This is a genomic window from Microbacterium meiriae (genome assembly GCF_032364335.1).
Taxonomy (GTDB): domain Bacteria; phylum Actinomycetota; class Actinomycetes; order Actinomycetales; family Microbacteriaceae; genus Microbacterium; species Microbacterium meiriae.
This window is the reverse complement of record NZ_CP133984.1, coordinates 3,306,786-3,333,768: the sequence shown is the minus strand read 5'-3', so window position 1 is coordinate 3,333,768 and position 26,983 is coordinate 3,306,786. Positions and strand designations below refer to the sequence as shown.

The 26,983-nt window shown below is 70.4% G+C and carries 27 protein-coding genes and 1 tRNA gene; 14 read left to right on the top strand and 14 right to left on the bottom strand.

The window, feature by feature from the left end; genetic code table 11:
• The first annotated feature begins 22 nt into the window (after positions 1-22).
• Complete coding sequence (locus tag RI211_RS16250) at positions 23-2,035, top strand: bifunctional copper resistance protein CopD/cytochrome c oxidase assembly protein (RefSeq protein WP_315636658.1); 2,013 nt, start codon at positions 23-25, stop codon at positions 2,033-2,035.
• Between the two features lie 13 nt (positions 2,036-2,048).
• On the opposite strand, the gene RI211_RS16245 is transcribed toward RI211_RS16250, so the two are convergent.
• Positions 2,049-3,119, bottom strand: a complete 1,071-nt coding sequence (locus RI211_RS16245) for a hypothetical protein (RefSeq protein WP_187662683.1) — start codon at positions 3,117-3,119, stop codon at positions 2,049-2,051.
• Between the two features lie 117 nt (positions 3,120-3,236).
• Here RI211_RS16245 and RI211_RS16240 point away from each other — a divergent pair, with 117 nt between their 5' ends.
• Positions 3,237-4,646: an ATP-dependent DNA helicase gene (locus tag RI211_RS16240; protein ID WP_315636655.1), complete on the top strand. Its 1,410-nt coding sequence runs from the start codon at positions 3,237-3,239 to the stop codon at positions 4,644-4,646.
• Positions 4,647-4,659: 13 nt separating this feature from the next.
• Here RI211_RS16240 and RI211_RS16235 read toward each other — a convergent pair whose 3' ends face one another.
• Both RI211_RS16235 and RI211_RS16230 read right to left on the bottom strand, forming a co-directional pair.
• The gene (locus RI211_RS16235) at positions 4,660-5,307 is read right to left on the bottom strand and encodes a biliverdin-producing heme oxygenase (RefSeq protein ID WP_060922936.1); all 648 of its coding nucleotides are present in this window, start codon (positions 5,305-5,307) and stop codon (positions 4,660-4,662) included.
• 57 nt (positions 5,308-5,364) lie between these two features.
• Positions 5,365-5,679, bottom strand: a complete 315-nt coding sequence (locus RI211_RS16230; protein ID WP_232089122.1) for a DUF2470 domain-containing protein — start codon at positions 5,677-5,679, stop codon at positions 5,365-5,367.
• An 85-nt stretch (positions 5,680-5,764) separates the two neighbouring features.
• Between RI211_RS16230 and RI211_RS16225 the strand changes: the two genes are divergently transcribed.
• Together RI211_RS16225 and corA are read left to right on the top strand one after the other, a co-directional pair.
• Positions 5,765-7,045, top strand: a complete 1,281-nt coding sequence (locus RI211_RS16225) for a serine hydrolase domain-containing protein (protein ID WP_315636650.1) — start codon at positions 5,765-5,767, stop codon at positions 7,043-7,045.
• Between the two features lie 28 nt (positions 7,046-7,073).
• Positions 7,074-8,090, top strand: a complete 1,017-nt coding sequence (gene corA, locus RI211_RS16220) for a magnesium/cobalt transporter CorA (protein ID WP_187662680.1) — start codon at positions 7,074-7,076, stop codon at positions 8,088-8,090.
• 17 nt (positions 8,091-8,107) lie between these two features.
• Here the strand turns inward: corA and RI211_RS16215 are convergent, their stop codons facing one another.
• On the bottom strand, positions 8,108-8,317 hold the full coding sequence (locus tag RI211_RS16215) for a multidrug transporter (protein ID WP_187662679.1): 210 nt from the start codon (positions 8,315-8,317) through the stop codon (positions 8,108-8,110).
• Entirely contained in the window at positions 8,304-9,659 is a 1,356-nt protein-coding gene (locus RI211_RS16210; RefSeq protein ID WP_187662678.1) for an APC family permease, read from the bottom strand. Before RI211_RS16210 ends, RI211_RS16215 begins: the two co-directional genes overlap by 14 nt.
• 170 nt (positions 9,660-9,829) lie before the next feature.
• On the opposite strand from RI211_RS16210, the gene RI211_RS16205 reads away from it, so the two are divergent.
• Complete coding sequence (locus RI211_RS16205) at positions 9,830-10,483, top strand: MIP/aquaporin family protein (protein ID WP_315636647.1); 654 nt, start codon at positions 9,830-9,832, stop codon at positions 10,481-10,483.
• A gap of 54 nt (positions 10,484-10,537) precedes the next feature.
• Here the strand turns inward: RI211_RS16205 and RI211_RS16200 are convergent, their stop codons facing one another.
• Entirely contained in the window at positions 10,538-11,566 is a 1,029-nt protein-coding gene (locus tag RI211_RS16200; RefSeq protein WP_315636645.1) for an FUSC family protein, read from the bottom strand.
• 50 nt (positions 11,567-11,616) lie between these two features.
• On the opposite strand from RI211_RS16200, the gene RI211_RS16195 reads away from it, so the two are divergent.
• The 3 genes from RI211_RS16195 to RI211_RS16185 are packed head-to-tail and all read left to right on the top strand — an operon-like array spanning position 11,617 to position 13,637.
• Entirely contained in the window at positions 11,617-12,426 is an 810-nt protein-coding gene (locus RI211_RS16195; RefSeq protein ID WP_315636643.1) for a Rossmann-fold NAD(P)-binding domain-containing protein, read from the top strand.
• Between the two features lie 39 nt (positions 12,427-12,465).
• The gene (locus tag RI211_RS16190; RefSeq protein WP_315636641.1) at positions 12,466-13,080 is read left to right on the top strand and encodes a DUF1684 domain-containing protein; all 615 of its coding nucleotides are present in this window, start codon (positions 12,466-12,468) and stop codon (positions 13,078-13,080) included.
• Positions 13,077-13,637: a dihydrofolate reductase family protein gene (locus tag RI211_RS16185; protein WP_315636640.1), complete on the top strand. Its 561-nt coding sequence runs from the start codon at positions 13,077-13,079 to the stop codon at positions 13,635-13,637. Before RI211_RS16190 ends, RI211_RS16185 begins: the two co-directional genes overlap by 4 nt.
• Positions 13,638-13,662: 25 nt before the next feature.
• On the opposite strand, the gene RI211_RS16180 is transcribed toward RI211_RS16185, so the two are convergent.
• Positions 13,663-15,693 carry an MMPL family transporter gene (locus tag RI211_RS16180; protein ID WP_315636638.1) on the bottom strand — a complete coding sequence of 677 codons (2,031 nt, stop codon included), beginning with the start codon at positions 15,691-15,693 and terminating at the stop codon, positions 13,663-13,665.
• 174 nt (positions 15,694-15,867) lie between these two features.
• A tRNA-Gly gene (locus RI211_RS16175) sits at positions 15,868-15,941 on the bottom strand.
• Between the two features lie 86 nt (positions 15,942-16,027).
• On the opposite strand from RI211_RS16175, the gene dcd reads away from it, so the two are divergent.
• The gene (dcd, locus tag RI211_RS16170) at positions 16,028-16,633 is read left to right on the top strand and encodes a dCTP deaminase (protein WP_315636636.1); all 606 of its coding nucleotides are present in this window, start codon (positions 16,028-16,030) and stop codon (positions 16,631-16,633) included.
• Position 16,634: 1 nt separating this feature from the next.
• Positions 16,635-17,108, top strand: a complete 474-nt coding sequence (locus tag RI211_RS16165; protein ID WP_187662671.1) for a hypothetical protein — start codon at positions 16,635-16,637, stop codon at positions 17,106-17,108.
• On the opposite strand, the gene RI211_RS16160 is transcribed toward RI211_RS16165, so the two are convergent.
• Positions 17,041-18,042: an alpha/beta hydrolase gene (locus RI211_RS16160; protein ID WP_315636634.1), complete on the bottom strand. Its 1,002-nt coding sequence runs from the start codon at positions 18,040-18,042 to the stop codon at positions 17,041-17,043. The two genes, RI211_RS16165 and RI211_RS16160, sit on opposite strands and share 68 nt — an antisense overlap.
• A gap of 72 nt (positions 18,043-18,114) precedes the next feature.
• Here RI211_RS16160 and RI211_RS16155 point away from each other — a divergent pair, with 72 nt between their 5' ends.
• A complete protein-coding gene (locus tag RI211_RS16155; RefSeq protein WP_259952486.1) occupies positions 18,115-18,762 on the top strand; it encodes a TetR family transcriptional regulator C-terminal domain-containing protein in 648 nt (215 codons plus the stop codon).
• A 662-nt stretch (positions 18,763-19,424) separates the two neighbouring features.
• On the opposite strand, the gene RI211_RS16150 is transcribed toward RI211_RS16155, so the two are convergent.
• Positions 19,425-20,231 carry a MarR family winged helix-turn-helix transcriptional regulator gene (locus tag RI211_RS16150; protein WP_315636629.1) on the bottom strand — a complete coding sequence of 269 codons (807 nt, stop codon included), beginning with the start codon at positions 20,229-20,231 and terminating at the stop codon, positions 19,425-19,427.
• 126 nt (positions 20,232-20,357) lie between these two features.
• Here RI211_RS16150 and RI211_RS16145 point away from each other — a divergent pair, with 126 nt between their 5' ends.
• The gene (locus RI211_RS16145; protein ID WP_315636627.1) at positions 20,358-20,915 is read left to right on the top strand and encodes a MarR family winged helix-turn-helix transcriptional regulator; all 558 of its coding nucleotides are present in this window, start codon (positions 20,358-20,360) and stop codon (positions 20,913-20,915) included.
• A 6-nt stretch (positions 20,916-20,921) separates the two neighbouring features.
• Here the strand turns inward: RI211_RS16145 and RI211_RS16140 are convergent, their stop codons facing one another.
• From RI211_RS16140 to RI211_RS16130, 3 genes are all read right to left on the bottom strand, one after another.
• Positions 20,922-21,839, bottom strand: a complete 918-nt coding sequence (locus RI211_RS16140; protein ID WP_315636625.1) for a cation diffusion facilitator family transporter — start codon at positions 21,837-21,839, stop codon at positions 20,922-20,924.
• A 132-nt stretch (positions 21,840-21,971) separates the two neighbouring features.
• On the bottom strand, positions 21,972-23,378 hold the full coding sequence (locus tag RI211_RS16135; RefSeq protein WP_315636623.1) for an MFS transporter: 1,407 nt from the start codon (positions 23,376-23,378) through the stop codon (positions 21,972-21,974).
• Positions 23,379-23,451: 73 nt separating this feature from the next.
• Complete coding sequence (locus RI211_RS16130; protein WP_315636621.1) at positions 23,452-23,964, bottom strand: DUF3253 domain-containing protein; 513 nt, start codon at positions 23,962-23,964, stop codon at positions 23,452-23,454.
• 242 nt (positions 23,965-24,206) lie between these two features.
• On the opposite strand from RI211_RS16130, the gene RI211_RS16125 reads away from it, so the two are divergent.
• Entirely contained in the window at positions 24,207-24,410 is a 204-nt protein-coding gene (locus RI211_RS16125; protein ID WP_315636619.1) for a hypothetical protein, read from the top strand.
• 91 nt (positions 24,411-24,501) lie between these two features.
• Here the strand turns inward: RI211_RS16125 and RI211_RS16120 are convergent, their stop codons facing one another.
• Complete coding sequence (locus tag RI211_RS16120) at positions 24,502-25,449, bottom strand: Lrp/AsnC family transcriptional regulator (RefSeq protein WP_315636617.1); 948 nt, start codon at positions 25,447-25,449, stop codon at positions 24,502-24,504.
• A gap of 172 nt (positions 25,450-25,621) precedes the next feature.
• On the opposite strand from RI211_RS16120, the gene RI211_RS16115 reads away from it, so the two are divergent.
• Positions 25,622-26,959, top strand: a complete 1,338-nt coding sequence (locus RI211_RS16115) for an MFS transporter (RefSeq protein ID WP_315636615.1) — start codon at positions 25,622-25,624, stop codon at positions 26,957-26,959.
• The last annotated feature ends 24 nt before the right edge of the window (positions 26,960-26,983 follow it).

The following is a 26,983-nucleotide window of genomic DNA, read 5'->3' as shown; positions in this document are numbered from 1 at the left end:
TGCGCGCGCCTAGGCTGGAGGGGTGAGTTCCCGCACCGAGACGCCGCGCCCGACGTCGGCGTACCGTCTCGCCGGCATCGTGATCCTCCTCGTCGCAGCCGGAGCCGCTCTGGTCTGGGCGCTCCTGGTGGGGGGAGGGGCGAACCCGCCGCTGCTGCAGGACCCAGGGCCGGTGGTGCTGTGGGGCACTCCGCTGGCGAAGCTCGTGATGAACATCGCCGGCGCCGTCATGCTCGGCTCCCTCGTGCTGGCGCTCTTCGGACTGCGGGCGGGGGAGCGCATCTTCGACACGGCCCTGAACATCGCGTCCATCGGCGCCGCCGTCTTCACCGTCTCCGCCGGGCTCGCCGGGTTCTTCTCCTTCATGGCCGCCTTCAACCCGCAGCTCAGCATCGAGCGCGAGTTCGGTTCGCAGCTCGGGCGCTTCCTGCTCGAGCTCCCGCTGGGGCAGTCGTGGCTGATCACGACGATCCTGGGCGCCGTCATCACGGTGCTCGCGTTCGCCTGGCGCACCTGGACACCCACGCTGCTCACCGCCCTGCTGGCCGCGGTGTCCTTCCTGCCGCTGGCGACCCAGGGGCACGCGGGGGACCTCGACGGACACAACATGGCCGTCAACTCGATCCTCCTGCACACCATCGGCGCGGCGGCGTGGCTCGGCGGGCTGCTCCTTCTCGTGCTGTTGCGCGGGCAGCAGGGGCTCGACCTCCCCCGGCTCGTCGGCCGCTACTCGTCCCTGGCGATCGCGGCCTTCGCGGTCGTCGCCTTCTCCGGCTTCACGCGGTCGATCGTGGCCGTCGGGAGCTGGGAGGCCGTGTGGACGACCCCCTACGGCCTCATCGTGGTCGTCAAGGCCGTCCTCCTCGTCGGGATGGGGCTGCTCGGCGCCTGGTACCGCACGCGGCTGATCCCGAAGCTGAGCGGGGCCCGCGCCTCCCGGTGGTTCTGGGCTCTGGTCCTCGGCGAGGTGGCGCTCATGGGCCTCGCCTCCGGTGCGGCGGCCGCGCTCGCGCGCACCCCGCCGCCGACCGGAGAGGTCGCCGCTTTCGCGCAGACACCCGCGCAGATCCTCACCGGGTCGCTGCTGCCGCCGGAGCTCACTCTGGAGCGCTGGTTCACGGCCTGGGACATCGACGTGCTGTGGCTCGTCGCGGCGGGCTTCGGACTCTTCTTCTATCTCGCAGGCGTGCGCCGGCTCCGGCTGCGCGGCGATCGCTGGCCGATCCACCGCACCGTGTTCTGGGTGCTCGGTCTGCTCCTGCTGGTGTGGGTGACCGGCGGACCCATCAACGCGTACCAGGAGTACCTCTTCAGCGTGCACATGCTGGGGCACATGATGCTCTCGATGGCGATCCCGCTGCTCCTCGTCTCCGGGGCGCCGATCACCCTCGCGCTGCGCGCCATCCACAAGCGCGACGACGGCACCCGCGGCGGCCGCGAATGGATCATGTGGGCCGTCCACTCGCCGTTCGCGAGGGTCGTGACGCACCCGATCGTGGCGGCGGCGATCTTCATCCTGTCCCTCTGGGCGTTCTACTTCACCGACCTGGTGCGCTGGTCGATGTTCGAGCACCTCGGGCACGAGTGGATGGTCGCCCACTTCCTGATCTCGGGGTACCTCTTCGTGATGAGTCTGATCGGCGCCGACCCGGTGCCGTATCGCCTGCCGTACCCCGGCCGGCTCATCACCCTCATCGCCGTGATGGCCATGCACGCGTTCTTCGGCATGGCGATCATGATGCAGGAGGGGCTCATGGTCGCCGACTGGTTCGGTGCGATGGGGCGCGACTGGGGCGCCGACCCGATGACCGACCAGTACGTGGGCGGGGGCATCGCGTGGTCGATCGGGGAGATCCCGACGCTCATCCTCGCGATCACCGTCGCCATCCAGTGGAGCCGGAGCGACACCAAGCTCCAGCGTCGTCGCGACCGGCATGCCGATCGCACCGGCGATGCCGAGCTGGAGGAGTACAACGCGCGGCTCGCCGACCTCGCGGCCCGGGATCAGCGCGCGGCGGAGCGCCAGCGCCGCTGACCGGGCACCGGTCTCACTTCACGGGATCGTCCGGGGAGCCGACGCGGATCGATGCCGAGCCGTCCGGGAGGATGGCGATGGAGCCGTTGACCCGGAAGGGCACGTCTTCGGAGACCGGCTCCACGGAGCCGTCGAAGAGCGACTGGATCTCGACCTCGACGTGCGCCACGGCGTCGGTGGCCGGGATCTGCCAGTGACCGTCGTCGGACGGCGCGACCATGATCTCGGGCTGCTGGGCGATGGACCACTTCGGCGGCGCGGCGATCCTGTTCTCGACGCGCAGGCCGAACGGGCACGCGGTGGGCTGCAGCACCTCCTGCGTGGTGCACGCGGTGAGGAACTCCTCGACGCGCTCCTGGACCACGTCGACGAACTCCTCCGTCGGCTCGGTCTGCACGTCGAGAGGGGTCACGGCGAGCGGCTCGTCGGCGAGCACGCCGTGCCCGGTGGACTCCGCGATCGCGGTGTCGACCGTCACGGAGTAGAGCCCGGGGGTGAAGACGAGCAGCGGGAGAGGCTCCAGGGGCAACGCCGCGGGCCCGGCGGCGGAGACCTGGCGGCGGTCGACCTCGAACCCGTTCACGGAGAACCGGTCGGCTCCGCGCACCGTGAGCTCGACGACGGCGAGGGGGCTGGTCGTGAACCGCCAGTTCGGTGTGACGCCGGCCCAGCCGTCCTGCGCGACGTGGAACGTGGTGGTGCCGGAGTGGCCGCCGGCGCGGTAGCTGACGGTCACCGCGGTGCCGTCGCCGGAGGGCTCCTCGGATTCGACCTCGACGTCGCTGAGCGGACCGAGGGCGGAGCGGCGCAGCATCGCCTCGGACGCGGCGGGGTCGATCCCGGCGTCATCGAGGGTCTCCCGGTCGATAGCGACACCGGGAACGCGGAGGGCATCGGCGGCTCGCCCCTCGGAGAGCAGGTCGAGATAGCGGACCACGAACGCCGACGGGCCGTAGAACTGCCGGTAGAGCGTCGCGCCGCCCGCGCCGATCGCGGCCAGCAGGAGGACGCCGATGAGGCCCAGGATCGCCAGATCGGCGCCCAGGCGAGACCGCCGGGGCGCGCGCGTCCCGGCCCGCTCCATGCCGGTCAGTCTAGGAGGGCGTCCTGGGGGGACGCCGAGCGTCGGCGGCCCCGTCCCGGACGGGGCACGTAGCATGGGGGAGCGCCCCGTGTCCGCCCCGTCAGCCCTGTGAGAACCGTGTCCCTTCCCGCCCTGTCCGAGGAGCAGCAGGAGCTGTTCCGGCTCATCGAGGACACCAGCGAGCACGTGTTCATCACGGGACGCGCCGGCACCGGGAAGTCCACGCTGCTGCAGCACTTCGCTTGGAACACGAAGAAGCAGATCGCGATCTGCGCTCCCACGGGCGTCGCAGCGTTGAACGTGGAGGGGCAGACGATCCACTCCCTGTTCCGCCTCCCGATCGGCCTCATCGGGGACGGCGACATCGATCAGAACGATGCGACCCGACGCATCCTCAACGCGATCGAGACCCTCGTCATCGATGAGATCTCCATGGTCAACGCCGACCTCATGGACGCCATCGATCGGTCGCTGCGGCAGGCGAGAGGGCGGCGGGGAGAGCCCTTCGGCGGTGTGCAGGTCGTCATGTTCGGCGACCCCTATCAGCTCGCTCCGGTCCCGCCCCGGGGCGATGAGGCTCGGTACGTGAAGGATCACTACCGGTCGTTCTGGTTCTTCGACGCGAAGGTGTGGGCGGGCCCTTCGACAGGCTCTTCGACAGGCTCAGGGACTCAAGAGACCCAGGGGGCGTTGTTCGAGGTGGACACACGGGCGGAGCTGCACGTGCGGGAGCTCGTGCAGATCCACCGCCAGTCGGACGACGGCTTCAAGTCCATGCTCAACGCCGTCCGCTATGGACGGGTGACGGCGGAGATCGCCGGGATCCTCAACGCTCAGGGCGCGCGCACCCCTCCGGAGCCCGAGCCCGGCGAGGTGCCGATGATCACCCTCGCCACCCGCAACGACATCGTGAACAGCATCAACAGCCGGCATCTCGCCGCGCTCCCCGGCAAGGAGCAGACCGCGCGAGCGGAGGTCAACGGCGACTTCGGCCGCGGCGAGGCCTCTCTCCCGGCCGAGTCCGAGCTCAAGCTCAAGGTGGGGGCGCAGGTGATGTTCCTGCGCAACGACACCGCGATGACCGGAGAGCCGCCGCGCTGGGTCAACGGCACCATCGGGACGGTGACCCGGATCCTCGGCGGGACCGTGCGCGTGGAGATCGACGGCGAGGAGGTCGACGTCGAGCCGGCCGTCTGGGAGCGGTTCCGGTACGCCTACGACCCGAACACGAAGAAACTCTCCCGTGACGTCGTCGCCGAGTTCACCCAGTTCCCGCTGCGGCTCGCGTGGGCCGTGACGATCCACAAGTCGCAGGGCAAGACCTACGATCGGGCGGTGATCGACCTGGGCTCCGGGGCCTTCGCGCCGGGGCAGACCTACGTCGCGCTGAGCCGGCTCACGTCCCTCGACGGGCTGTACCTCTCCCGTCCGCTGCGGCCGAGCGACATCCGCGTGGATGAGGACGTGCGCCGGTTCATGCGCGATGCGTGGCTCGCGGCCTCGACGCCGGAGCTGCCGAGGACCTGAGGTCGCTGCCGGGTCAGGCGGCGGCGCGGGCGCGGTCGAGGTCTTCGAAGAGCTCGGTGTTGAAGCGGTAGGCCAGCAGCACCTCGTCGATGACGCGCTCGCGCTCCGCCTCGTCCCACGGAGCGGCGTCGAGCTGTTCGCGATAGACGTCCTTGAAGGCGGAGGGGTCGGCGATGTCGTCGAACAGGTAGAAGCCGATGCCGTTGGTCTCGAAGCCGAAGCGCCGCGCCATCACCCGCCCGATGAAGATGCCGCCGGAGAGATCGCCGAGGTACCGGGTGTAGTGGTGCGCCACGAACCCGCCCGCCCACGTCGCGCCCACCTGACGGATGCGGTCGACGTAGCGCTGTGTGGTGGGCAGGGGTGCGATCCGCTCGCGCCACTCGGGGCCGAGGAGGAAGGCGAGATCGGCTTCGAGCGCGGGGAGGCGCGTGAGCTTGTCGCTGAGGAACACGGAGGCCACCGGGTCCTGACGCATCCGCTCTCCCGCGCCTTCGAGGGCGTCGTAGATGAAGTAGTGCTGCGCGACCAGGGCGATGTAGTCCTCGCGCGACCCTTCGCCCTTGAGTAGATCGGACATGAAGCCGGCGGTCTCGCTGCGGGAGTGCGAGCCGGAGGAGCGCTCGCGGAGGGCGGCGGAGAAGGACAGGATCTCGGGCATGGTTTCAGTGTAAGGGCAGCCTAACCTTGGGCGGAAGCCCGAACCGCGCGGGACGACTCAGTCGTGCGGACGCGGTTCGATGCCCAGGCGCGCGCAGGCCGCGTCGTACAGGGCCACGACCTCGCGGCGCACCTCCCGGCGCTCGGTGATCGGACCGCCGGGCCACGGGACACGGAGCTCCGACGTCGAGCCACCGCGGGAGATCTCCCAGACCCCGACCTGCCCGTCGAAGCCGGTCATCACCGCCCCGTCGATCGCCTCCGCGGACGGTTCGGCGAAGGCACGGGCGATGAGGAGGTTGTCGTCCGTGTGGTCGCCGTTCATGTGGCGGAGGACGGCGGCGATCACGTCGGCATCGAAATCATGGGGCACAGGGACACCCTACGACGCCACGCGGGGCCGACTTTCAGCATCCGCGTTCTAGACTCAGGGGACACGTCTTCGGGGGTTCCCACACATGCAGCTTCTCTCGTCGCGCCGGTGGCGCGCCGCAGCGGCCACGGCGGCCGTTCTCGGTCTCGTCCTCACCGGATGCTCCTCCGAGGGCTCCTTCAGCTATACGCCACCCCCGCAGGTCGACGCCACGCTTCCCGACGACACGGTCGCGGCGCTGCAGGGCGCGGTCGACAACGCGCTCGCGGCCTCCGGGGCCAGCGGGGCGATCGTCGGGGTCTGGGTGCCGTGGAGCGGTACCTGGGTCGCCGCCACGGGCACACAGGACAAGGCGGACGGCGGCGAGCTCTCCACCGACATGTCGTTCCGCATCGCCGACATCACCCGGTTGATGACCTGCGACGTCCTCTACGCGCTCGCCGACGAGGGCACCGTGGAGCTCGACGCGAAGGTGCCGGAGTACGTCTCGGGCGTCGCCGACATGGCCGATGTCACTCTCCTCGATCTGTGCAACGGAACCAGTGGCGCCGGTTCGTCCGAGGCGACGGTCAAGAGCGCGTGGCTGAACACCCCGGAGCGGGTCTGGGCGCCCCTCGAGCTCGCGGGTTACGGTCTCGGCCGCGCGCGCGTCGCTCCGCAGAGCACGTTCCGCGACTCCGACGCCGGATACCTTCTCCTCGGCCTCGCGTTGGAGCGCGCCTCGGGGATGAGCGCGCGCGAACTGATCGCCGAGTACGTCACCGAGCCGCTGGAGCTCGCCGACACCTCGCTGCCGTCGCCCGCTGCGGCACCGCCGTCGGAGGGGGCGTCGCTCAGCGGACACTACATGGGAGCCGTCGAGGGCGGTTTCACCTGCGCCGCGCCCGTCGACATCACGACGATGTCCTCCAGCACCGGCTTCACCGATTCGGGTGTGGTGTCGACAATCACCGACCTCGGGCGGTACATGCAGGCCGAGGCCAAGCAGGTGCTGCGCACGAAGGACGAGCCGGACCGCTTCGCGTCGCCGCTCCCCGCGTACGACAAGGCACCATCGTGGTACCAGGCGACCGGTGGCGCCTACATCGTCGGCTCCATGATCGGTCAGCACGGCTGGACTCCCGGCTACGCGACGGCGGCGTACTCCGACCCGACGACCGGCTTCACGGTGGCCGTGGTGCTGAACGACTCCACGGGCGGTGCGCGCTTCGCCCAGCAACTCTCCTGGGAGCTGGCGGCGATCGCCTCCAAGGCTCCCGCGGCGGCCGGGGAGACGGCTCCGGAGTTCGGTCTTCCCTATACGGCCGAGCAGTATCACACGGCCATCGCGAACGCCGCGCTCGCGTGCGTCCCTCCGGCCGGCTGAGCGCGTCTTCGACGAGCAGGAGGTCCGCATGGCGATCGTCGACAACGCCGTCTACGTCGATGGCGTGCGCACCGAGAACCCGCAGAGCCTGAACGACACGTTCGAGCGGATCCGCGAACGACGGGGCATGGGGTGGATCGGTCTGTATCGGCCGAGCCCCGAGGAGATCCGCGCCGTGGCTGACGAGTTCGGCATCCACGAGCTGGTCGTGGAGGACGCGCTCTCCGGGCACCAGCGCGCCAAGCTGGAGCGGTACGGCGACGTGCTGTTCATGGTCCTCCGCCCCGCCCGCTATCTCGACGAGCGCGAGGAGGTCGAGTTCGGCGAGGTGCACGTGCTGGTAGGACCCGACTTCGTCGTGACGATCCGTCATGCGGAGTCGCCGGACCTCGGCCGCGTGCGTCGCCGGCTCGAGGCCGATCCCGCTCTGCTCGCCCACGGCCCCGAGGCGGTGCTCTACGCGATCCTCGACGAGGTCGTCGACGAGTACTCACCGGTTCTCGCCGGACTCGAGAACGACATCGACGAGATCGAGGGTCAGCTCTTCGAGGAGGACGCGGACGCGACCCAGCGGATCTACGACCTCGGTCGCGAGGTGATCGACTTCCAGCGGGCGACGCAGCCGCTGACCGGCATGCTCGAGGCGCTGCTCCGCGGATCCGAGAAGTACCGCGTGAGCGAGGAGCTCCAGCGGTACCTGCGGGACGTCCTCGACCACACCCTGCGCGTGAGCGACAAGGCGACGACCTTCCGCTCCGTCCTCGACAACGCCCTCACGGTCGAGTCGACCATCGTCGCGCGACGCCAGAACGACGAGATGCGACGGATGACGGAACTCAGCATCCGCCAGAACGATGAGGTGAAGAAGATCTCCGGCTGGGCGGCGATCCTCTTCGCTCCGACGCTCGTCGGCACCGTCTACGGCATGAACTTCGACCACATGCCGGAGCTGCACTGGGCACTCGGGTACCCCATGGCGGTGCTGCTCATGGTGGCGATGGGCGTCGGGCTCTACGCGGCGTTCAAGCGCAAGGGCTGGCTGTAGCGCCCGACGGCGCCGGATCAGTCCTCGCCGTCGGCCTCCGGCATGCCAGGACCGGGGCCCGGGCGCACCTCCGCGTCATCCCGGATGTCGATGCGCGTGTTGCCGTCGTGCTCCGAGACGTCCACGCGCGGCGCGGCGTCGGCCTCCGTGGCATCGGGAGCGGAGGTCAGCTGGTCGTGACGGTTCTCCTCGAACGTCTCGTCAGCGGTGTTGTCAGGCGTGCTCATGGCTCTCCTTCGTGTCGGCGGTCTTCGATCGATTGCGGGTCCATCGGGCGACAGCGTAGAGCACCCCGCCGACGGCGAGGAGGATGGCGCCGAACAGCCACACCTGCGGACGCTGCTGGGTGAGCAGCAGGATGCAGGACGCGATGCCCAGCACCGGGACGAACGTCCACACGCGGAAGTGGTCGTGCTCGACCTTGTCGCGGCGCAGGACCAGCACCGAGATGTTCACGCTCAGGAAGACGACGAGCAGCAGCAGCACGACGGTCTCGGCGAGGGTCGCGAGGTCTCCGACCAGCGTGAGGCCCATCGCCACGAGCGTCGTGGTCAGGATCGCGACCCACGGGGTCTTCCGCTTCGGCAGGACGCGCCCGAGCACCGACGGAAGGAGGTTCTGCTCCGCCATGCCGTAGGTGAGGCGGCTGACCATGATCATCGTGAGCAGCGCACCGTTGGCGACCGCGATGAGGGCGATGAGGCTGAACAGCCAGGACGGGACGCTGACCCCGGTGGCCTCGACGACCGCGAGCAGCGGACCGCTGGACTCCTGCAGCTCGGACGCCGGCAGGGCGACGGCGCTGGCGATACCGACGAGTACGTACACGACGCCCGCGGTGAGGAGTGCTCCGAACAGCGCGCGGGGATAGGTCCGCCGCGGGTCCTTGACCTCTTCGATCATGTTGGCGGAGGTCTCGAAGCCGACGAAGGAGTAGTACGCGATCACCGCGCCGGAGAGCACCGCCAGCGCGACGTTCGCCCCCTCCGGCACCTGCGTCGCCCGGGACAGGTCGCCGCCCCCGCCGCCGACGAACACCGCCACGACGACGATCACGATGACGAGGCCGCTGAGCTCGATCGCCGTCATCACGAGGTTCGCGCCCATCGACTCGCGGATGCCGCGGGCGTTGAGCAGGCCGACGATCGCGAGGAAGACGATCGCGACCGGGATGGTCGGCAGGTCGATGAAGGTGCTGAGGTAGTCGCCGGCGAAGGCGATGGCGAGACCGGCCGCGCTGGTCACACCCGCCGCGAGCATGCTGAAGCCGACGAGGAAGGAGACCAGCGGGCTGTGGAACGCGCGCTCGGCGAAGACCGCGGCGCCGCCGGCGCGCGGATACTTGGTGACGAGTTCCGCATACGAGCCGGCGGTGAGCATGGCGAGAAGGAGGGCGAGGACGAGCGGTGCCCAGAGCAGACCGCCCACGTCCTCCGACAGCACGCCCATGAGCGCATAGATTCCCGCGCCCAGGACGTCACCGAGGATGAACGCGAACAGGAGGGGGCCGGTGATGGCGCGGCGCAGCCGGGTGGGTGTCTCGGCGCGCGGCTCGGTCTGGGCGGTCATCCTTGCACGCTACGGCCCGGAAGCCGGTGGGGCGACGGGCTTGACAGTCCCGCCGCCAATGAGCCAGCACGAAACGACCGCGCGCTATCCTCAGTGCCGCAAGGCGGGTCGTCGCCCGGACCGTTCCGGGGAGACGGGGGCCGCCTGCGATCCCACAGAAGGACACTCTCATGATCGGTACACCTCGTAAGGCGCTCGCAGAAGCGATCGCCACGTTCCTCTTCGTCCTCGCCATCATCGCCGCGGTGAACAGCGGAAGCCCGCTCACCCCGCTCGCGATCGGCTTCACGTTGATGGTGCTCGTGTACTCCACGGGCCACATCTCCGGCGCCCACCTCAACCCGGCGGTCTCGCTGGGCGTGTTCCTGCGCGGCGGGCTCAGCGTCGCCGACTTCATGTCCTACCTCGTCGCGCAGTTCGCCGGCGGGGCGCTCGCCGCTCTCGTGGCTCTCGCCGTCTGGCCGGCGGGGGAGAAGGCGATGGTCATCGAGGTCGGCCCGGCGTTCCTCGTCGAGGCGCTGTTCACCCTGATCCTCGTCTGGGTCGTGCTGAACTCCGCCACCTCGAAGGACACCGCGGGCAACTCGTTCTACGGGCTCGCGATCGGTGCGACCGTCTTCGTCGGTGCGGCGACGGTCGGCTCCATCTCGGGTGGCGGATTCAACCCCGCGGTGGCGCTCGGCCTCTCGGTCAGCGGGCACTTCGCGTGGAGCTCCCTCTGGCTCTACATCGTGGCTCCCGCGGCCGGTGCGATCATCGCGGCGCTGCTGTTCCGGGTGCTCAACGCCGACGACGCGCGGAAGATCGCTGCGGACGCCGAGTAGACACGATCGACCGGAGCGCCGCATCCTTCCGGAGTGCGGCGCTCCGTCGTGTCGTCAGGGGCGGCGCCGACCCCGCCGGCGCAGCGCGGCCGACGCGACGGCGACGATCGTGCCGACGAGGACGCCGATGATCGTCTCCAGGACGCGATCGGTCAAAAGGTCGGCGACCGGTGTGGGTGCGGCCAGGTGCACCATCAGGAGGGCCAGCGGGGTGACGAACACCATCGCGATGCCGTAGTTGCGGCCGATGAACAGTTCCGCCGTCCCCTGCAGGACCACCACGACGGCGATCACGGCGAGAGGCGGCATGTCGAGAGCGAGGATCCCGGCGGCCACCAGCACGCCGAGCAGCGTGCCGACGAGGCGCTGGATGCCGCGGATCACGCGGGCGTTGAGCTGCGCGCCGCTGACTGCCGCCACCGCGCCGACCGCCGCCCAGTACCAGTGAGTGCCGCCGAGGAGCAGGCCCACGACTCCGGCACCGACGATCGCGACGGCGACCGAGGCGGCCATCTCGGCGGCGACCGGGCCCACGGACGGGCGCCGTCGCGGCGGCGCCTCCGCCGTGCTCCGGGTGACCACGGCGACGAGGACGGTGAGTGCGAGGCCGAAGAGCACGCTCGCCCCGCCGACGAGCAGGACCGCGCCGAAGGAGGCGCCGGTGGCGGGGATGGTCGCGCATGCGCCGGTCGCGAAGACCGTGAACAGCGGACCGGGCGGGTGCCACTGCAGGACGTAGGCGAGGAGCGTCACGGCCGCCGCGACCAGTGCGACGACGAGGATGCTCAGCACGGCGGGGGCGGCGAGGACCGACAGGGCCGTGCCGATCAGCATCGCGAGGAGCAGCACGCCTCCGGCACTCGCCTGCATGCGGATCCGGTCGCGGAAGACGTCGTGCCGGCCGTAGAGCGCGGCGAAGGCGCCGAAGCTTGCGTAGATGCTGAGGTCGAGCCGGCCGACGGCCCACAGCACGAGCAGCGGGACGGCGACACTGACCGCGGCGCGCAGGGCCACCCGGTGATCGCCGCGGTGCGGGCCGACGCGCAGGACCCCCGTCCACACCCGTCCCTGCGATTCCGTCACCGATCAAGCCTACGTCCGTCGCCCGGCACCGATGTGCGAGGGTGGAGGAGATGACCACTCCGCCTCCGCCGCGCCGCACCCTCCTCGTCGGCTTCGGGAAACTCGGCGCCCGGCTCGCCCCGCTGCTCCTCGGGGACGGTGGTGAGGTCGTGGCCCTCCGCCGCAGTGCCGGAGCGGTCCCGGACGGTGTGCAGGCGCTCTCCGCCGACCTCGCCGTCCCGCTCACGGGGCCGCTGCCCGAGGTCGACGCGATGGTGGTGACGCTGCCACCCGGGCCGGTCGTGTCGTCGTACCGCACGGCGCTCTCGCACCTCGCGGCGGCGTTGGCGTCCCCGCCCGCGCGGACGCTCTTCGTCTCGTCGACCGGGGTGTTCGACGGCGCCGGGGGCGCCGAGCCGGTGACCGAGCGGGTCGAGCCGGTGCCCACCACGGATCGCGGCTGCGGTCTGCGCGACGGAGAGCGCGCGGCCGTCGAGCTCTTCGACGCCGTGGTCATGCGACCCGCCGGCATCTACGGTCCTGGGCGCGAGTTCCTGCTCCGGAAGGTCCGGGAAGGGGCTCCGGTGGCCCACCGTCGCCGCACGAACCGGATCCACGAGACCGACCTGGTGCGCGCTCTCGACCTGCTGCTACGGATGCCGGAGCCGCCGGCGCTCGTGCACGCCGTCGATGCGGCACCCGCTCCTCTGGGAGACGTCATGACCTTCCTCGCCGACCGCCTCGGTCTGCCGGTACCGCCCGACGACGGCAGTGCGCCGAGCGGCTTCGTCTACGACGGCACGCTCTTGCGTTCGGTGCTCGGCCACCTCGTGTACCCGACGTACGAGGACGGGTACGCGGAGATGATCGACCGGAGCTGAGGCATTCCGAGCGTCCGTCGTCCGGCGTACCGTGGGCGCATGACGAATGCGCAGACGGCTGTCGAGGTCGTCGACTGGCGGCGGCGGGTGTTCGCCCTGTACGAAGCGGTGCGACGGGCCGACTTCCCGGAGGAGGCGCACGAGCTGTGGCGCATCGAACGGGACGACCTGTTGCTGCGTCACCCGGCGACGCCCCTCCTTCCGGAGGACAGGGCACTGTTCGAGGGACTCCCGATCGCGCCGTACGACTCCGCCTGGCGGTTCGAGCTCCCGATCCTCGACACGGATCCGGCCACGTTCGAGTTCGCGACCGGGACGGATGGCGTCGTGCCGTTCGAGCGCGTCGGCGTCGTGGAGATCCCTGACGTCGGGTCTCTCGACGTGTGGCGGCTCGCCTCCTACGGCGGCGGCCTGTTCGTGCCGGTGCGCGATGCCTCCGCCGGGCAGGACGGAGGGACGTACGGCGGAGGGCGGTACCTCGTCGACACGGTCAAGGGCGCGGACCTCGGGGCCGACCCACGCCGCGGCACGATCGTGCTCGACTTCAACTTCGCGTACAACCCGTCGTGCGCCTACGACCCGGCGTGGGCGTGCCCGCTGGCGCCACCCGGCAATGTGCTGACGGTGCCGATTCCGGTCGGAGAGCTCCGATGAGGCCGCTGCGGTACGCGATCAACGTGACACTCGACGGCTGCTGCCATCACGAGGCGGGGCTCCCGCCGGATGAGGAGTCGATGCGCTTCTGGACCGCGGAGCTGGAGCGCGCCGACGCTCTGCTCTACGGACGGGTGACGTACGACATGATGCGGGCCGCGTGGCGGCGTCCGGAATCCGGGGTCTGGCCGGACTGGATGGAGGAGTGGGAGACGCCCTTCGCCGAGACCATCGATGGCATGCCGAAGCACGTGGTGTCGTCGACGCTCGATGCCGTCGACTGGAACGCGGACCTCGTGCGCGGCGATCTCTCGGAGGCGGTGCGGCAGCTGAAGGATGAGCCGGGGGCGGGCCTGTCGGTCGGCGGGGTGGCCCTGCCCGCGACCCTCGCGGACCTCGGGTTGATCGACGAGTACGTGTTCGTGGTGCATCCGGTCGTCGCGGGGCACGGCCCTCGGCTGCTCGACGGCGTGCAGGAGCGTCTGCGACTCGAACTGGTGGAACGGCGGGAGTTCCGCTCCGGTGCCGTCATGCAGCGGTATCGTCCGGTGGCCTGAGCGGGTGCACCGGTCTCCACCGTGATCACCTCGCGTCAGCGACGCGTCCGGAGGCAGGTCGTCCCGGCCACCAGATGCGGTCACCGACGAGCGCGAAGAGCGCCGGGACGATCACGGTCCTGACCACCAGGGTGTCGACGATCACGCCCACGCCGACGATCAGCCCGAGCTGCCCGAGGGTCACCAGCGGCAGGACGCCGAGCGCCGCGAACACGGCGGCGAGGACGATCCCGGCGCTCGTGATGACGCCGCCGGTGTGGGCGACCGCTTCGACCACGCCCTCGCGCGTACCCCGGAGCGCTGCCTCGGTCCGCGCACGGTGGACGAGGAAGATCGTGTAGTCGATGCCGAGGGCGACCAGGAACAGGAAGGCCAGCAGCGGCACGGGGAGATCGAGCGCGTGCTGTCCGAACAGCACGCGACTGAGCCAGGCCCCGGCACCGATGGCGGCCACGGCGCTCGCCACATTGACGGCGAGGAGCAGCAGCGGGGCGACCAGCGACCGCAGCAGGAACACGAGCACCAGGAAGCTCACCGCCAGGACCAGGGGCACCACGACGCCGAGATCCGCGAGGTTCCCGGCACGGGCGTCGAGATCCGTCGCCACCGCACCGCCGACGACCGCCCCGGCCCCCGGCACAGCGTGCACGGCATCGCGGAGTTCGGTGATCTGGGCGAGGCTTTCCTCGGTGCTGGGCGCGTACTCGCTGGTCACCAGGATCTTCGTGAGCTTCTCATCGTCCGTCGTCCCGACAGGAGTGGCGCGGACGATGCCCTCCACGTCGCGCGCCGCAGTGAGGACGGCTTCGGCTTCGCCGCTGTCCGTGACGATGAGGATCGGCTGCGCCTCTCCTGCCGGGAAGTGGTTCGAGAGCACCTCGAGACCCGTCGCGGACTCGGACGGGACCCGGAACTTGTCGACCTGGTCGAGCCCGACGGTCGTCCCGACGAGGCCGACCGTCATCACGGCCAGCAGGGCCGCACCCCCGAGGAGGCTCACGATCGGCCGGCTCACGACGCGCGTCGCGATCGTCCGCCACACCCCGCCGCGCCGTGCGGCAGCTCCGGGACGAGGGACGAACGGCCAGAACACGTTCCGTCCGCACACCGCCAGCAGGGGAGGCAGCAGGAAGAGGACGGACGCCAGGGCGACCAGCAGGCCGATCGCGGAGGAGACGCCGAGCCCGTGCGTGCCGGGGATCACCGCGAGGACGAGCGTCAAGAGTGCGAGGACGACGGTGAGGTTCGAGGCGAGGATCGCCGGAGCGGTCCGCCGCCACGCGGTGCTGAGCGCCCGGCGATGGTTTGTGGTGGTGGCGAGCTCTTCCCGGTACCTCGAGATTAGGAGCAGGGCGTAGTTGGTCCCGGCGCCGAAGACGAGGACGCTGATGATCCCGGCGTCGAACTGCAGGTCCCACGTGGAACCGGCAGCCGCGGTCAGGCGGCCGGCGAGTCCGTCGGCCAGGCCGACGGCGGCGAGCGGCAGCAGCCACAGCACCGGTGACCTGTACGTGACGATGAGGAGTACCGCGACGATCAGGATGGTCACGAGCAGCAGGGTGAAGTCGGCCCCTTCGAAGGAGGCGGCGATATCGGCGCCGAAGGCCGGTCCGCCCGTCGCGAGCAGGTTCATCCCCTCCGGGGCGTGCTCGTCGACGTCGGCGCGGAGCGCCGAGATCACGGCGGCGGTGTCGGTGCTCGTCTGACCTACCGCGATCGGCGTCACCAGAACTGCGGCCTTCTCGTCCTCGCTCACGAGAGGCCCCGTCGGATCCGCGTCCGCGTGCGTGCCGAGCACCGGGAGGAGACTTTCGAGGGCGTCGACGTCCTGTGCCGAGAGCGTCGCGCCGTCGTTGCGCGACGCGACCACGATCACGGACTGGCGATCCGCGTTCGGGATCTCGGCCAGCAGGGCGCTCGCTCGCGCCGACTCCGATCCCGCGGGGGCCTGCTCGTTGCCGGCCGGGGCCTTCGCCGACCCGAACAGGCCGAAGAGAGCCGTCATGATCAGGAGGACCACGCCGAGCATGATCCATGCGCCGCCACGGGAGGTCATCCACTCGGGAAAGCGCCGAAGAGCGCGAGAATCTGCCATACCTGTCACTCCACCAGGAGCGTCGTGCGGCGACATCGTCAAGACGATGGAGGGAAGTCTCCCTCTTTCGATGGATGCCGGTCGGTCAGCGAGGGGGACGCCGAATCGGTCGCGTCGAGGCGAGGATCAGAGAAGTGGAGGGGCTGACGGGAATCGAACCCGCGCTGTCTGCTTGGGAAGCAGAAGTTCTACCATTGAACTACAGCCCCGTACCCGCCCGAGAGCAGGTGGAGCAAGCCTACCTGTCGCAGGCCGGATGGCCAAAGCGCGGGTCGCTCGTGACTAGGCTTGTGCCGTGCTTCTCAGCGATCGCGATATCAGAGCAGAACTCGCCTCCGGCCGCGTCGGCCTGGAACCGCATGCGCCGGAGATGATTCAGCCGTCGAGCATCGATGTGCGGCTGGACCGCTACTTCCGCCTCTTCGACAACCACAAGTACCCGTTCATCGACCCCTCGGTCGATCAGCCCGAGCTCACACGGCTGATCGAGGTCGACCCGGACGAGCCCTTCATCCTGCACCCCGGCGAGTTCGCGCTGGGGGCCACGTTCGAGCAGGTCACCCTGCCGGACGACGTCGCCGCCCGGCTGGAGGGCAAGTCCTCTCTCGGTCGCCTCGGGCTCATCACCCACTCGACCGCCGGCTTCATCGACCCGGGCTTCTCCGGGCACGTGACCCTGGAGCTCGCGAACGTGGCGACGCTGCCGATCAAGCTGTGGCCCGGCATGAAGATCGGCCAGCTCTGCTTCTTCCGGCTCACCTCGCCGGCGGAGAACCCGTACGGCTCCGGCCCCTACGGCAACCGCTACCAGGGCCAGCGCGGACCGACGGCGTCCCGCTCCTTCCAGAACTTCCACCGCACGGACGTGGGTGTGACCGACATCGGAGCCGTCGGAGGCTGACATGAGCGACGCGAGCGGGACCACCCCCGACGAGCCTGGGGCGCCGTACGAGGCAGTGCCGCCGGACGCGGCGGGACCGGAGATCGCTCCCGCCGATGCGGTGATCCCGTCCGCCGATGACGTGATCCCGCCCCCGCCACCGGAGACGCCGATTCCGGAGGGACTACTGGCGACGCCGGACGCCGCGGACGATGTGCTTCCGGCCCCGACCCGTCGCTCGGAACGATCCCGTCCGACGCCCGCGATCCTCCAGGGTGAGCAGCCCGCGGCGGCCGCCGACGACTGGGCGCAGCGATCGATCGCGCCGGAGGTCGCCGACACCGGGAGCTACCGGGTGCTCGCCGTCGTGGTCTTCGTCGTGCTGTTCCTGCTGCTCGCGGCGGCCGTGGTGACGCTCGTGGTGCTGATCACCACTGTCGGGCTGCCGTTCGCGGCGGCCGGCCCGGACGCGGGCTTCCTGCCGATCCGGGTGTAGCGCTGCGGAGGGCGGCGGCCCGGTCTGCCGGTGCGGCGTCGGTGGCTGCCCGTCCCGTCGCGGTGCCGAGCGCATCGACGGCGTCGAGTCCTCCGGTCACGAGGGCGACCACCGCATCGAGGGTCGGGTCCGCCGACAGCACTTTCGTATGGCCGAGACCCACGGTGCGGACGAGGCGGGAGCGGCCGCGGTGGGTGGCGTGCAGCCTGAGGGTGTCCTGGTCGGTCATCCGGCGGTCGCCCCGATCGTGCACGAGGAGCAGCGCGGTGTCGGCGGGCAGAGGATCCGCGGCCGCGTCGTATCGCTCGGCGGCGGAGGCGGTATCGAGGTCGAGTCGGCGGTGGAAGCGGGTGCGGAGCCGTTCCGCGGTGGCGGGGTCGAGGCGGAGGTCGTGCGCGAACTGGGCGAGGAAAGCCTCGGGAGCCGCGGCACCGGCGACGACGGCGACGGCGGGGACCGGGCCGGACGTCCGGGCGACGGTCAGTGCCGCGAGACCCCCGAAGGAGTGGCCGATGAGGGCGGAGAAGGGGCCGTGGGTGTGTTCCAGCTCCTGCGCGGCCTCGACCCAGTCGCGGATGTCGGTCCTCCGCCCGCCGGAGGAGCCGTGGGCCGGAGCGTCGAAGGCGACGACCCGGAGCCCCTCGGCGACGAGCTCCCGCACGAGTGGCGCGAACTGCGAGGCGCGGCCACGCCAGCCGTGCAGAAGCAGCACGGTGCGCGGACCCCCGCCCCACGTGTAGGTCGTGACGGGGATGTCGCGCACGAGGATGCTCCCGCGGCGGGCGGCCTCATGGGTCGCGGCGTCGGTGGCACGCACGCCCATCCGCGGGCGGGTGGAGAAGAACAGCCGGTATGCGAGGTCGCCGGCGAGGCGGGGAGTGACACGTCCCACAGCGGGGAGGGTGCGGACGAGGAGGGTGGACGCGGACGGCATGGGGGCTCCTTCACCGAACTATACGAACGATCATCCGTATAGTAGGCGAACGATCGTTCGTATACTAGGGCTATGACGGACACGGTGATGCAGGATGGCCGGCGGGCGCGCGGCGACGCCTCCCGCCGCATCGTGCTGGAGAGTGCGACCGACCTCGCCTCCGTCGAGGGTCTGGACGGCGTGACGATCGGGCGCCTCGCCGCGGCCTCGGGGTCGAGCAAGAGCAGCATCGCGACGCTGTTCCAGAGCAAGGAGGGCCTGCAGCTCGCGACGGTCGCCGCCGCTCGGGACATCTTCGTCGCGCGGATCATCGAGCCTGCCCGCGCCCAGCCGAGAGGAGCGCATCGCCTGGCCGCGCTCCTCCACAATGCCTTGGTCTACTCGAAGGACCGCGTCTTCACGGGCGGCTGCTTCTTCGCGGCGACTGCGGCGGACGTCGACTCCAAGCCCGGCCCCGTGAGCGATGCCGTGCGGGCAGCCCTCGTCGACTGGTACGGGTACATCGAGGCCCAGCTGCGGTTCGCGGCGGCGGAGGGCGAGGTCGACGCGGCCGACGTCGAGGTCCTGGCCTTCGAGCTCGTCGCCCTCAATGAGCAGGCCAACGCGCGGTCGCTCCTCCTGCGGAGCGACAAGCCGTACGGGCTTGCGGCGGCCGCCATGCGCGCGCGTCTCCGTGACGCCGGTGCCCCCGACACCGCCCTCGCCCTCCTCGCCCTCTAGCCCCATCCCGCGGCCGGGGCCCCACGCCCCGTTCCCCCTGCGGGATCACGAACGCCCCGCAATCCCGCTTCGAAGGCCCGCTTCTGATCCCATCCGACGGCCGGGTCTGCCCCCTTCGCGTGCGGGATGAGAATCGGGCCCCGAGATCCACCGGAAGGGGCGTTTCTGATCCCCGTTCGACGGTCGGGCCCTGCCGTCTTGCGTGCGGGGTGAGAAATGGGCCGCGAGGCGCGACGGAGGGGCCGTTCCTGATCCACGCACGTGCCTTCCCTGTACTTGTCGCCTCGGGCCCTTGCGCATGCACCGGGCGCCTCGTCCCCGCTCCCTCCCGCGCCGCCCGCCTGGATCACCGGGCGGGATCGAAAACGTGCCGCTGAGGCGTTCGGGAGGGGCGATTCTGATCTCGTTCGGAGAGTGGGTACTCGCATCGCTGAGGTGTGGGATCAAGAACGTGCCGCGGGGCGGCTGTGGAGGCGCGACTCTGATCCCGTCTCGACTCAGGGCGCTTCGTCCGCGTCTCCGCCTCGGGGCGCTGGGGTACGGGTGGGGGATCAGAAGAGTGCCGCGGGGGCGCCCGAAGGCGCGGAAGTGATCCCGGCTCCGGTTTCGCGAAGCGCAAAGCGCCTCACCCGGGAGTCGGGTGAGGCGCTTGAGGGGGACGGTCAGGCGGTGTGGCCGTGGGGGAATCCGGCGTCGAAGCCGCGCTCGAATGCGCGCTCAGCCATCCGCTGCGCCCGATGGCCGTTGCCGTGGCCGCGATGCGCGTGACCGTGATCGCGGTGTGCGTGACCGTCGTGGTGACCGCGTCCGCGGTACCCGCCGTCCTCCTCGCCATCGTGACGGTCGAAGCCGTGCCGGGGCTCGAAGTCCCCGTGTCCGAAGCCGTGCCGGGGCTCGAAGTCCCCGTGTCCGAAGCCGTGCCCGGCACCGAAGCCGTGCCGGGGCTCGAAGTCCCCGGGGCCGAAGCCGTGTCCGGGTCCGAAGCCGTGCCCGTGTCCGCGCCGGCGGCCGAAGCCGTGCCGGGGGCCGAAGCCGAACCCGGGGCGCCGCTTCCGGGGGAGAGGAGTCTCCTCGTCCCAGTCGAAGGCGCGAGCGATCTTCTCGAGTGCAGCGAGGGTCGTCGCCATCTCCTCGTCGGAGACCGCGCCGGCGACCTTCGCGCGAATGCTGTCGACGGCGGCGCCGAGGCGTTCCTTCGCCGCGCGGCCTTCCCCAGTGAGTGTCCACCCGTCGCCGTCCGCTTCGACCCAGCCGCGGTCGACGAGGTCGTGCAGCTTGTGCGGGTTCAGCGGGCGGCGCGAGGGCGCCGAGCCGTCGACGACGTTCAGCAACCGCCAGTCGCGACGGGTCACGCCCTCCGCGGCGAAGGCGGTGGCGAATTCCTGGGCCATCAGGCGATCCACGGCCTTGAGCCAGTAGCCGAACGGACGGGAGCTGTTGTCAGAGGTGTTGTCTGTCGTGGTGTTCATGGTGATCCTTCATGGTCTGTGGTGCACCGATGACGGATGTCATCCGACATATCAATGTCAGTGTGCATGTGTATGCAGTGTGACATGGATGGGAGACGCATGTCAAGCTGCATGTAAAATCGGGGCATGGCCACCGATCCGATCGACCCCGCGTCCCCCGACGCCGCCGAAGCGATCGCGCAGGCGCTCTCCCGACTGGGCGGACGCCGCCCCGGACCCGGCGGTCGCGAGCACGGCGGGCCGCACGGTGCACACGGTCACGGCCCTCACGGCGACCCGCACGAGCACTTCGCTCACCATCGTGGTCACCCGGGGATGCCGCCCTGGATGGCCGACGGCGGCCGCCTCGGCGGACCGGCCCGTCTCCGCATGCTCGAGGCGCTCGCCGCCGCGCCCGAACCCCTCAGCGTGAGTGCGCTCGGGCAGGCGATCGGCGTGGATCAGCCGCGGGCGTCCCGGCTCGTACAGCAGGGCGTGCAGGCCGGGTTCGTGCGGCGCGAGGCCGATCCGGACGACGCCCGCCGCACCCGCATCGCGCTGACCGAGGAGGGCCGGCGGCTCGCCCGCGGGATGCGGGGGGAACGCCGCGAGATGCTCGGCCGCGCGCTGGAGTCCTTCACCGAGGAGGAGCGCACCGAGCTCGCGCGGCTGCTCACCAAGCTCGCCGACAACTGGCGCGCCTGACCGGCCTCACACCCGAGCGAAATCCAGCGAGGTCTCGTCGTCCACCGAGAGCGACAGCACGACGGTCTCGACAGCATCGTGGGCCTCGATCCGCCGCTCCACCTCCCGCAGCCGCCGGGCCACGTCGTGCTCACGCGCATCGCCCGCGAGGTCGACCTCGGCGACGAGGAACAGCCGATTCGGCCCCACGTACTCGATGTGCAGGTAGGTGACCCGCTCGATCTCGTCCATGCCGAGGAGGGCCGTGCCCACCCGCGAGCGCAGTGCGGGGGACACCGACGTGCCCACGAGGAACGCGATGTTCCGCCCGATCAGGATCACGGCGACGACGCCGAGCAGGATCCCGACGAGGATCGACCCGATCGCATCCCACGCGGCGACGCCGGTGAGCTGGTGCAGGAGGATCGATCCGCCCGCCAGCACGAGGCCGATGAGGGCGGCGGAGTCCTCGAAGAACACCGCCCGGAGTGTGGTGTCGCTCGTCTCGAGCACGAAGTCCCACGTGGAGGACCCGCGTTCCTTGGCCAGCCGACGGGAGCGGACCATCGCCTGCGTGAACGACGCCCCCTCCAGCACGAAGGCGATGCCCAGCACGACATAGGCGACGACCGGGCTCTCCACGGGGCCGGTGTCGGACAGCTCCTGGATCCCGTGCATGATCGACACGATCGAGCCGGCGGTGAAGATGCCGAACGCGGCGATGAGAGACCAGACGAACGCGTTGCGGCCGTAGCCGAGCGGATGCCGGGCGTCCTTGGTCTTCGCGCCGCGCCGGTCGGCGATGAGCAGGAAGATCTCGTTCCCCGCGTCGGCCCAGGAGTGCGCGGCCTCCGCGACCATCGACGCGGACGAGGTGATGACGGCGGCGACCGTCTTCGCGGTCGCGACGAGGATGTTGGCGAGGAAGGCGAGGACGACGGTCACCGGGTCAGGCTACTCCCGCCGGCCCCGCTCTTTCGCCGGGCACAGCTTCGGAGCCCCGCCGCGACTCGCCGCCGTCAGGGCCCGACGGCCGGCGTGTCGGCTCCGAGGTCCGAAGCTGTGCACGGAGCGGACTCAGCGCGGTGCCTTCACGGGCAGCAGGAGGAGGAACCCGATGATGAGGACGATGACGATGCCGAGGATGCCGTATGCGGTCTGACTCGTGGCGACGATCAGCACGGTCCAGGCGGCCGAGGCCATCCAGCTCGCCGCCCTGCCCGTCGTGGCGTAGAGGCCGAAGATCTCGCCTTCCCGTCCGGCCGGTGTGACGCGGGCGAGGAAGGACCGTGCCGCTGCCTGCGCCGGTCCCACGAAGGCGCAGAGCACGAGGCCGCCGATCCAGAACACGAGGGACCCGGCGTCGCGCAGCAGGAACACCGCGAGTCCGGCGACGATCATCGACCCGATCGAGCCGAGGATGATCCGCTTGGGGCCGAGGCGGTCGTCGAGGCGTCCGGCGATGATGGTCGAGACACCGGCGACGAGGTTCGCGGCGATGCCGAAGACGATGATGTCCTGGGTGCCGAACCGGAACACCGCGGTCCCGATGATGGCGCCGAACGCGAAGACGCCGCCGAGACCGTCGCGGAACACGGCGCTGGCGAGCAGGTACCAGAACGTCGACCGGGTCTGGGGGTCGCGGTAGAGGCCGATCACGTCTTGCACGAGCAAAGCGTACGAACGGAAGAACCCGACCTTGCGCTCCGGCCGCCCGAGGGACGGCTCCGGCACGTTGAGGAAGATCGGGATGCTGAAGACGATCGCCCAGACGGCGCATCCCACCGCGATGAGCCGGTACGCGAGGCCGTTGTCGGTGGACATTCCGAACCAGTCGAAGGTGTCCAGCAGGACGACGATGACGAGGGCGATGATGCCGCCGAGGTAGCCGAAGCCCCAGCCGAGTCCGGAGATGCGGCCGACGTTCTTCGGGTTCGCGATGCCGATGAGCATGGCGTTGGAGTTCACCGCGGCGATCTCGCCGAACACGGAGCCGGCGGAGATCAGCGCGACGCCGAGCCAGAACAGGGCCGGCTGCGGCTCCACGAACCACAGCCCCAGCATGCAGAGGATGAGGGCGCCGGTGCCGATGCCCAGCCAGAGCTTCTGTCGTCCGGCGGCGTCGGCGCGCTGACCGAGGACGGGGGCGAGCAGGAGGATGCCGAGGGCGGCGATCGTCGAACCCAGTCCGAGACCGGAGGCGAGGTCGGCCTCCGCGGCGACGCGGACCGGGTCGCTCGGGTCGAGGGCGGCGACCTCCGGCGGCAGGAATGAGGCGCTGACGAGGTACAGCGCGGTGAAGACGAACGTGAGGATGACGGTGTTGAACGGCTGCGTCGCCCAATCCCACAGCGCCCAGGAGTACACCTGTTTGCGGGGTGCGGGGGTGTCTCCGCGCAACTCGAGTCCGACGACGGCAACGGCGCCGCTGTTCGCTGTCGCCACGGGCTCGGGGGCGCCCGCGGCGGGATCGGGTGAGGTCATGCTCGAAGTCTGGCCGCGGACGGTGAACGGCCGGTGACGGCGCGCCGTCACCGGCCCCGAGCGCGAGGCGGGGTCAGAGGGCGGGACCGCGACGGATCCGCACGGGTCCACGGGCGTCTTCGACCCGGACCGGTTCGCCCTTCTGCGTGACGACCACGACGTCGCGGGAGGCGAGGTCCGCCGCGACACGGCGGACGTCGGGCATCCGGTCGCGCCATGCCTCGCCGCCGACCGCGCGGGCGACGTCGCTCGGACAGATCGACGAGTCGGTGCGCTTCCTGGTGAGGGCGCGCATCGTCGCGGCGATCCGCTCCTCCGCCTGGGCTGCGGAGGGTTCCTCCCACCACGGCGCCCCCCGCTCGCCGAGCGCGGTCTTCGCATCCCGCACGCGACCGCGGGCGTCGGGCTCCGCGTTCTTGACCGCGCGCCGCGCGGCCATCAGCTCGTCCACGAGCTCCTGTCGCAGGTTCTCGGGGATCGACGGATCGGTGGCGCGCCACCGCCGACCGTTCACGACGATGTGATGCCCGTCCGCCGTGCGCTCCGGTCCGGCCCCGTCGACGCTTCCGGTCTCCTCATCAGCCATGCCGCCATCCTGCCTCCGGACTTCCGGTACTCCATCCCCCTTGACGCGCCCGTCTCCCGCCGCCCCGCCTGCTGCCCGGTCTCGTACGCCGGCTCAATACCGCTCCGCCCGCCCGCTCCGCAGGCCCGGAATCCGTCCCGCCCCATGAACCTCTCCCGGTGGAAGTCCGAAAACGAGCCGCGGGCGAGAGTGCGCGGGGCGTTTCTGAACCCTTAAGAGGGCGTGCGGTAGCATCGCTCACCATGGAGCGCTACGGAAAGTGGAATCTGCTCGGGGCCGCTGCTTTCCTGAGCGTGGGCATCTTCATGCTCATCGATGGCGTCGGCCCGGAGTGGCACTCGTACGTCACCGTGGTGCTCGCGTTCCTCGCGGCGGGGGCGTGGATCGTCCGTTACGTCCATGAGGCGCGCAAGGCCAAAGCGGAGGGGGCCTCCGACCCGGCGTGAGCCCACCCGGCATCGCGGTAGGAGTGCGAAAACGGCCCGCGAGTGAGAGCGCAAGGCGCGTTATCGACCCGGCGTGGAGTGGCCGAGGAGCTCAGTCCGTCCGGAGGGGGCGGAGGGTGCGGGCGTAGTCCTCCTTGAGCACCGCGAGGTGCAGCCACGCCTCGATCCGGGTCACGCCGGGGAGCGCGCGCAGCCGCTCCAGGCTCGCGTATAGGGCTCCGGCTGAGGGCTCCACGAGGGTCGCGACGGCATCGAACCGCCCGAGGGTCCGCGCCGCGAAGTCGACTCCGCGCCCCCGCCGCAGCTCCTCGATCACGGCCTCGTCGTCGTCTCCGAGGGTCATGCCCACGCCCATCGACAGCTGCCGGTGCGCGAGGCCGCGTGCCTCGACCGCGCTGATCTTGATGACGCCGGCGTCGATGAGCCGCTGCACCCTGGTCGCGACGGCCGAGGGGGAGAGGCGCACCGCTTCCCCCAGCGCGCGGAAGCTCTTGCGCCCGTCGGCCTGCAACTGCTCGATCAGCGCCTCGTCGATCGCGTCGAGGGTGACGCCGCCGTGGTATTCCGAGACGAAGAAGCCCTTGACGACCGTCGAGTAGATGATCGTGCTGATATCGAGCACCCCTGCACTTCCACGGATGCGGGCGAGCAGGTCGTGCAACTCCGACATCGAGCCGACGCGCACCTCGGTGACGATGTCGTGCGCCCCGCCGACCGCCGACACCAGCACGGTCTCGCTCATGTCGCGCAGGTGCTCGGCTACGAGCTCGACGGCCCCGTCGGTGCGGATGGAGACGTGGGCGAGGACGTGTTGACCGAGGAAGACGGGATCGACCGCGGCCACGACGCGCACCGTGCGGTCGGCGAGCATGGTCCGCAGGCGGGCGGCCACCGCGGCGCGGGACTGGCCGAGGCGCTGGGCGAGGGAGAGGACGCTCGCGCGCCCGTCCTCCTGCAGCGCTCGGATGAGTTCGGCGTCGAAGTCCATGGTCCCGGCAGCTTTCGTCAGATTCCCGCGATCGCACGGTTCGCCGTGCATACGAACAGTGTAGGTGGGCCTTCGACCGCGAGGAAGGTGCGGATTGTGCGGTGAGCGCGACAGAACACCAGTGAATCACTGTTCTCACTGGAGTTCTGTGCTTGCCCACGGTGCCGAGTGTCCGTAGCATCCTTCGCTATCCGACATCTTCCGCAAAGGAGCGGGCACCCCCATGACCACTACCCCCACCAGCGGCACCCACAGCCGGGCGCGCCGCGCCGGCATCGCCGCCTTCGTCGGTACCACCATCGAGTGGTACGACTTCTACGTCTACGCGACCGCCGCGGCGCTCGTCTTCGGTCCGCTGTTCTTCCCGAGCGGCGACCGACTGGCCGAGACCGCAGCGGCTTTCGCGACCTTCGCGGTCGCCTTCCTCGTCCGCCCGCTGGGTGGCATCATCTTCGGCCACATCGGCGACAAGCTCGGCCGCCGCACCTCGCTCGTGATCACACTGCTGCTGATGGGCGCCGCGACCGTCCTCGTCGGCTGCCTCCCGACGTACGAGAACATCGGCATCCTCGCTCCGATCCTCCTGATCCTGCTCCGCGCGGTGCAGGGCCTCGCGGTCGGCGGCGAGTGGGGCGGCGCGGTGCTCATGAGCGTCGAGCACGCCCCCGAGAAGTCGAAGACGTTCTACGGCGGCTTCACGCAGCTCGGCAACCCGGCCGGTGCGCTGCTCGCCTCGGGCATCTTCGCGATCATGACCCGCATGGGCGACGACTTCATCATCAACGGCGGCTGGCGCATCCCGTTCCTGCTGTCGATCGTGCTGGTCGGCGTCGGCTTCTGGGTCCGCTATCGCGTCGAGGAGACCCCGGTCTTCGAAGCGAAGGTCGAGGGTCGCAAACAGTCGATGCCGCTGGCCTTCGCGCTGCGCACCAACTGGCGTCCGATCCTGCTCGGCATCGGCATCCTGCCCATCTCGACCGGCGGCTACTACCTGGCCACCACCTTCGCCACGGCCTACGCCACCGGCGACACGGTCGCCATCAGCGAGCAGGTCATCCTCGACGCCATGACGATCGCCTCCTTCGTGGAGTTCGTGGTGACGCTGCCGGTCGCCTGGCTCGGCGACAAGTGGGGCCGCAAGAACGTCATGTACATCGGTCTCATCACCTCCGTGCTGACCTTCGCGCCCTTCCTGCTGCTGATGCCCGGACGCGTGGAGCCGTTGATCTTCCTCTTCGCCTCGCTCGTGCGCATCGCGATGAGTGCGACGTACGCGCCGATCGCCGCGCTGCTCTCGCAGATGTTCCGTCCGCAGGCCCGCTACACCTCCATCGCGCTGTCCTACGGTGTCGGCGCTGCGATCTGGGCCGGGTTCTCGCCCTGGTTCGCGACGCAGCTCATCGCGTGGACGGGCAGCATCTGGTCGGTCATCGCGATGTTCATCGGCATGGCTCTCATCGCCGGTATCTGCACGCGCCTCGCACCACAGCACTCGGACGAGGCCCCCGTGACGGCATCCTTCACCGCCCGAACCGACACCACGGCGAACCGCCTGCCCTGACCGGCCCCTTCCCCGTACGACACC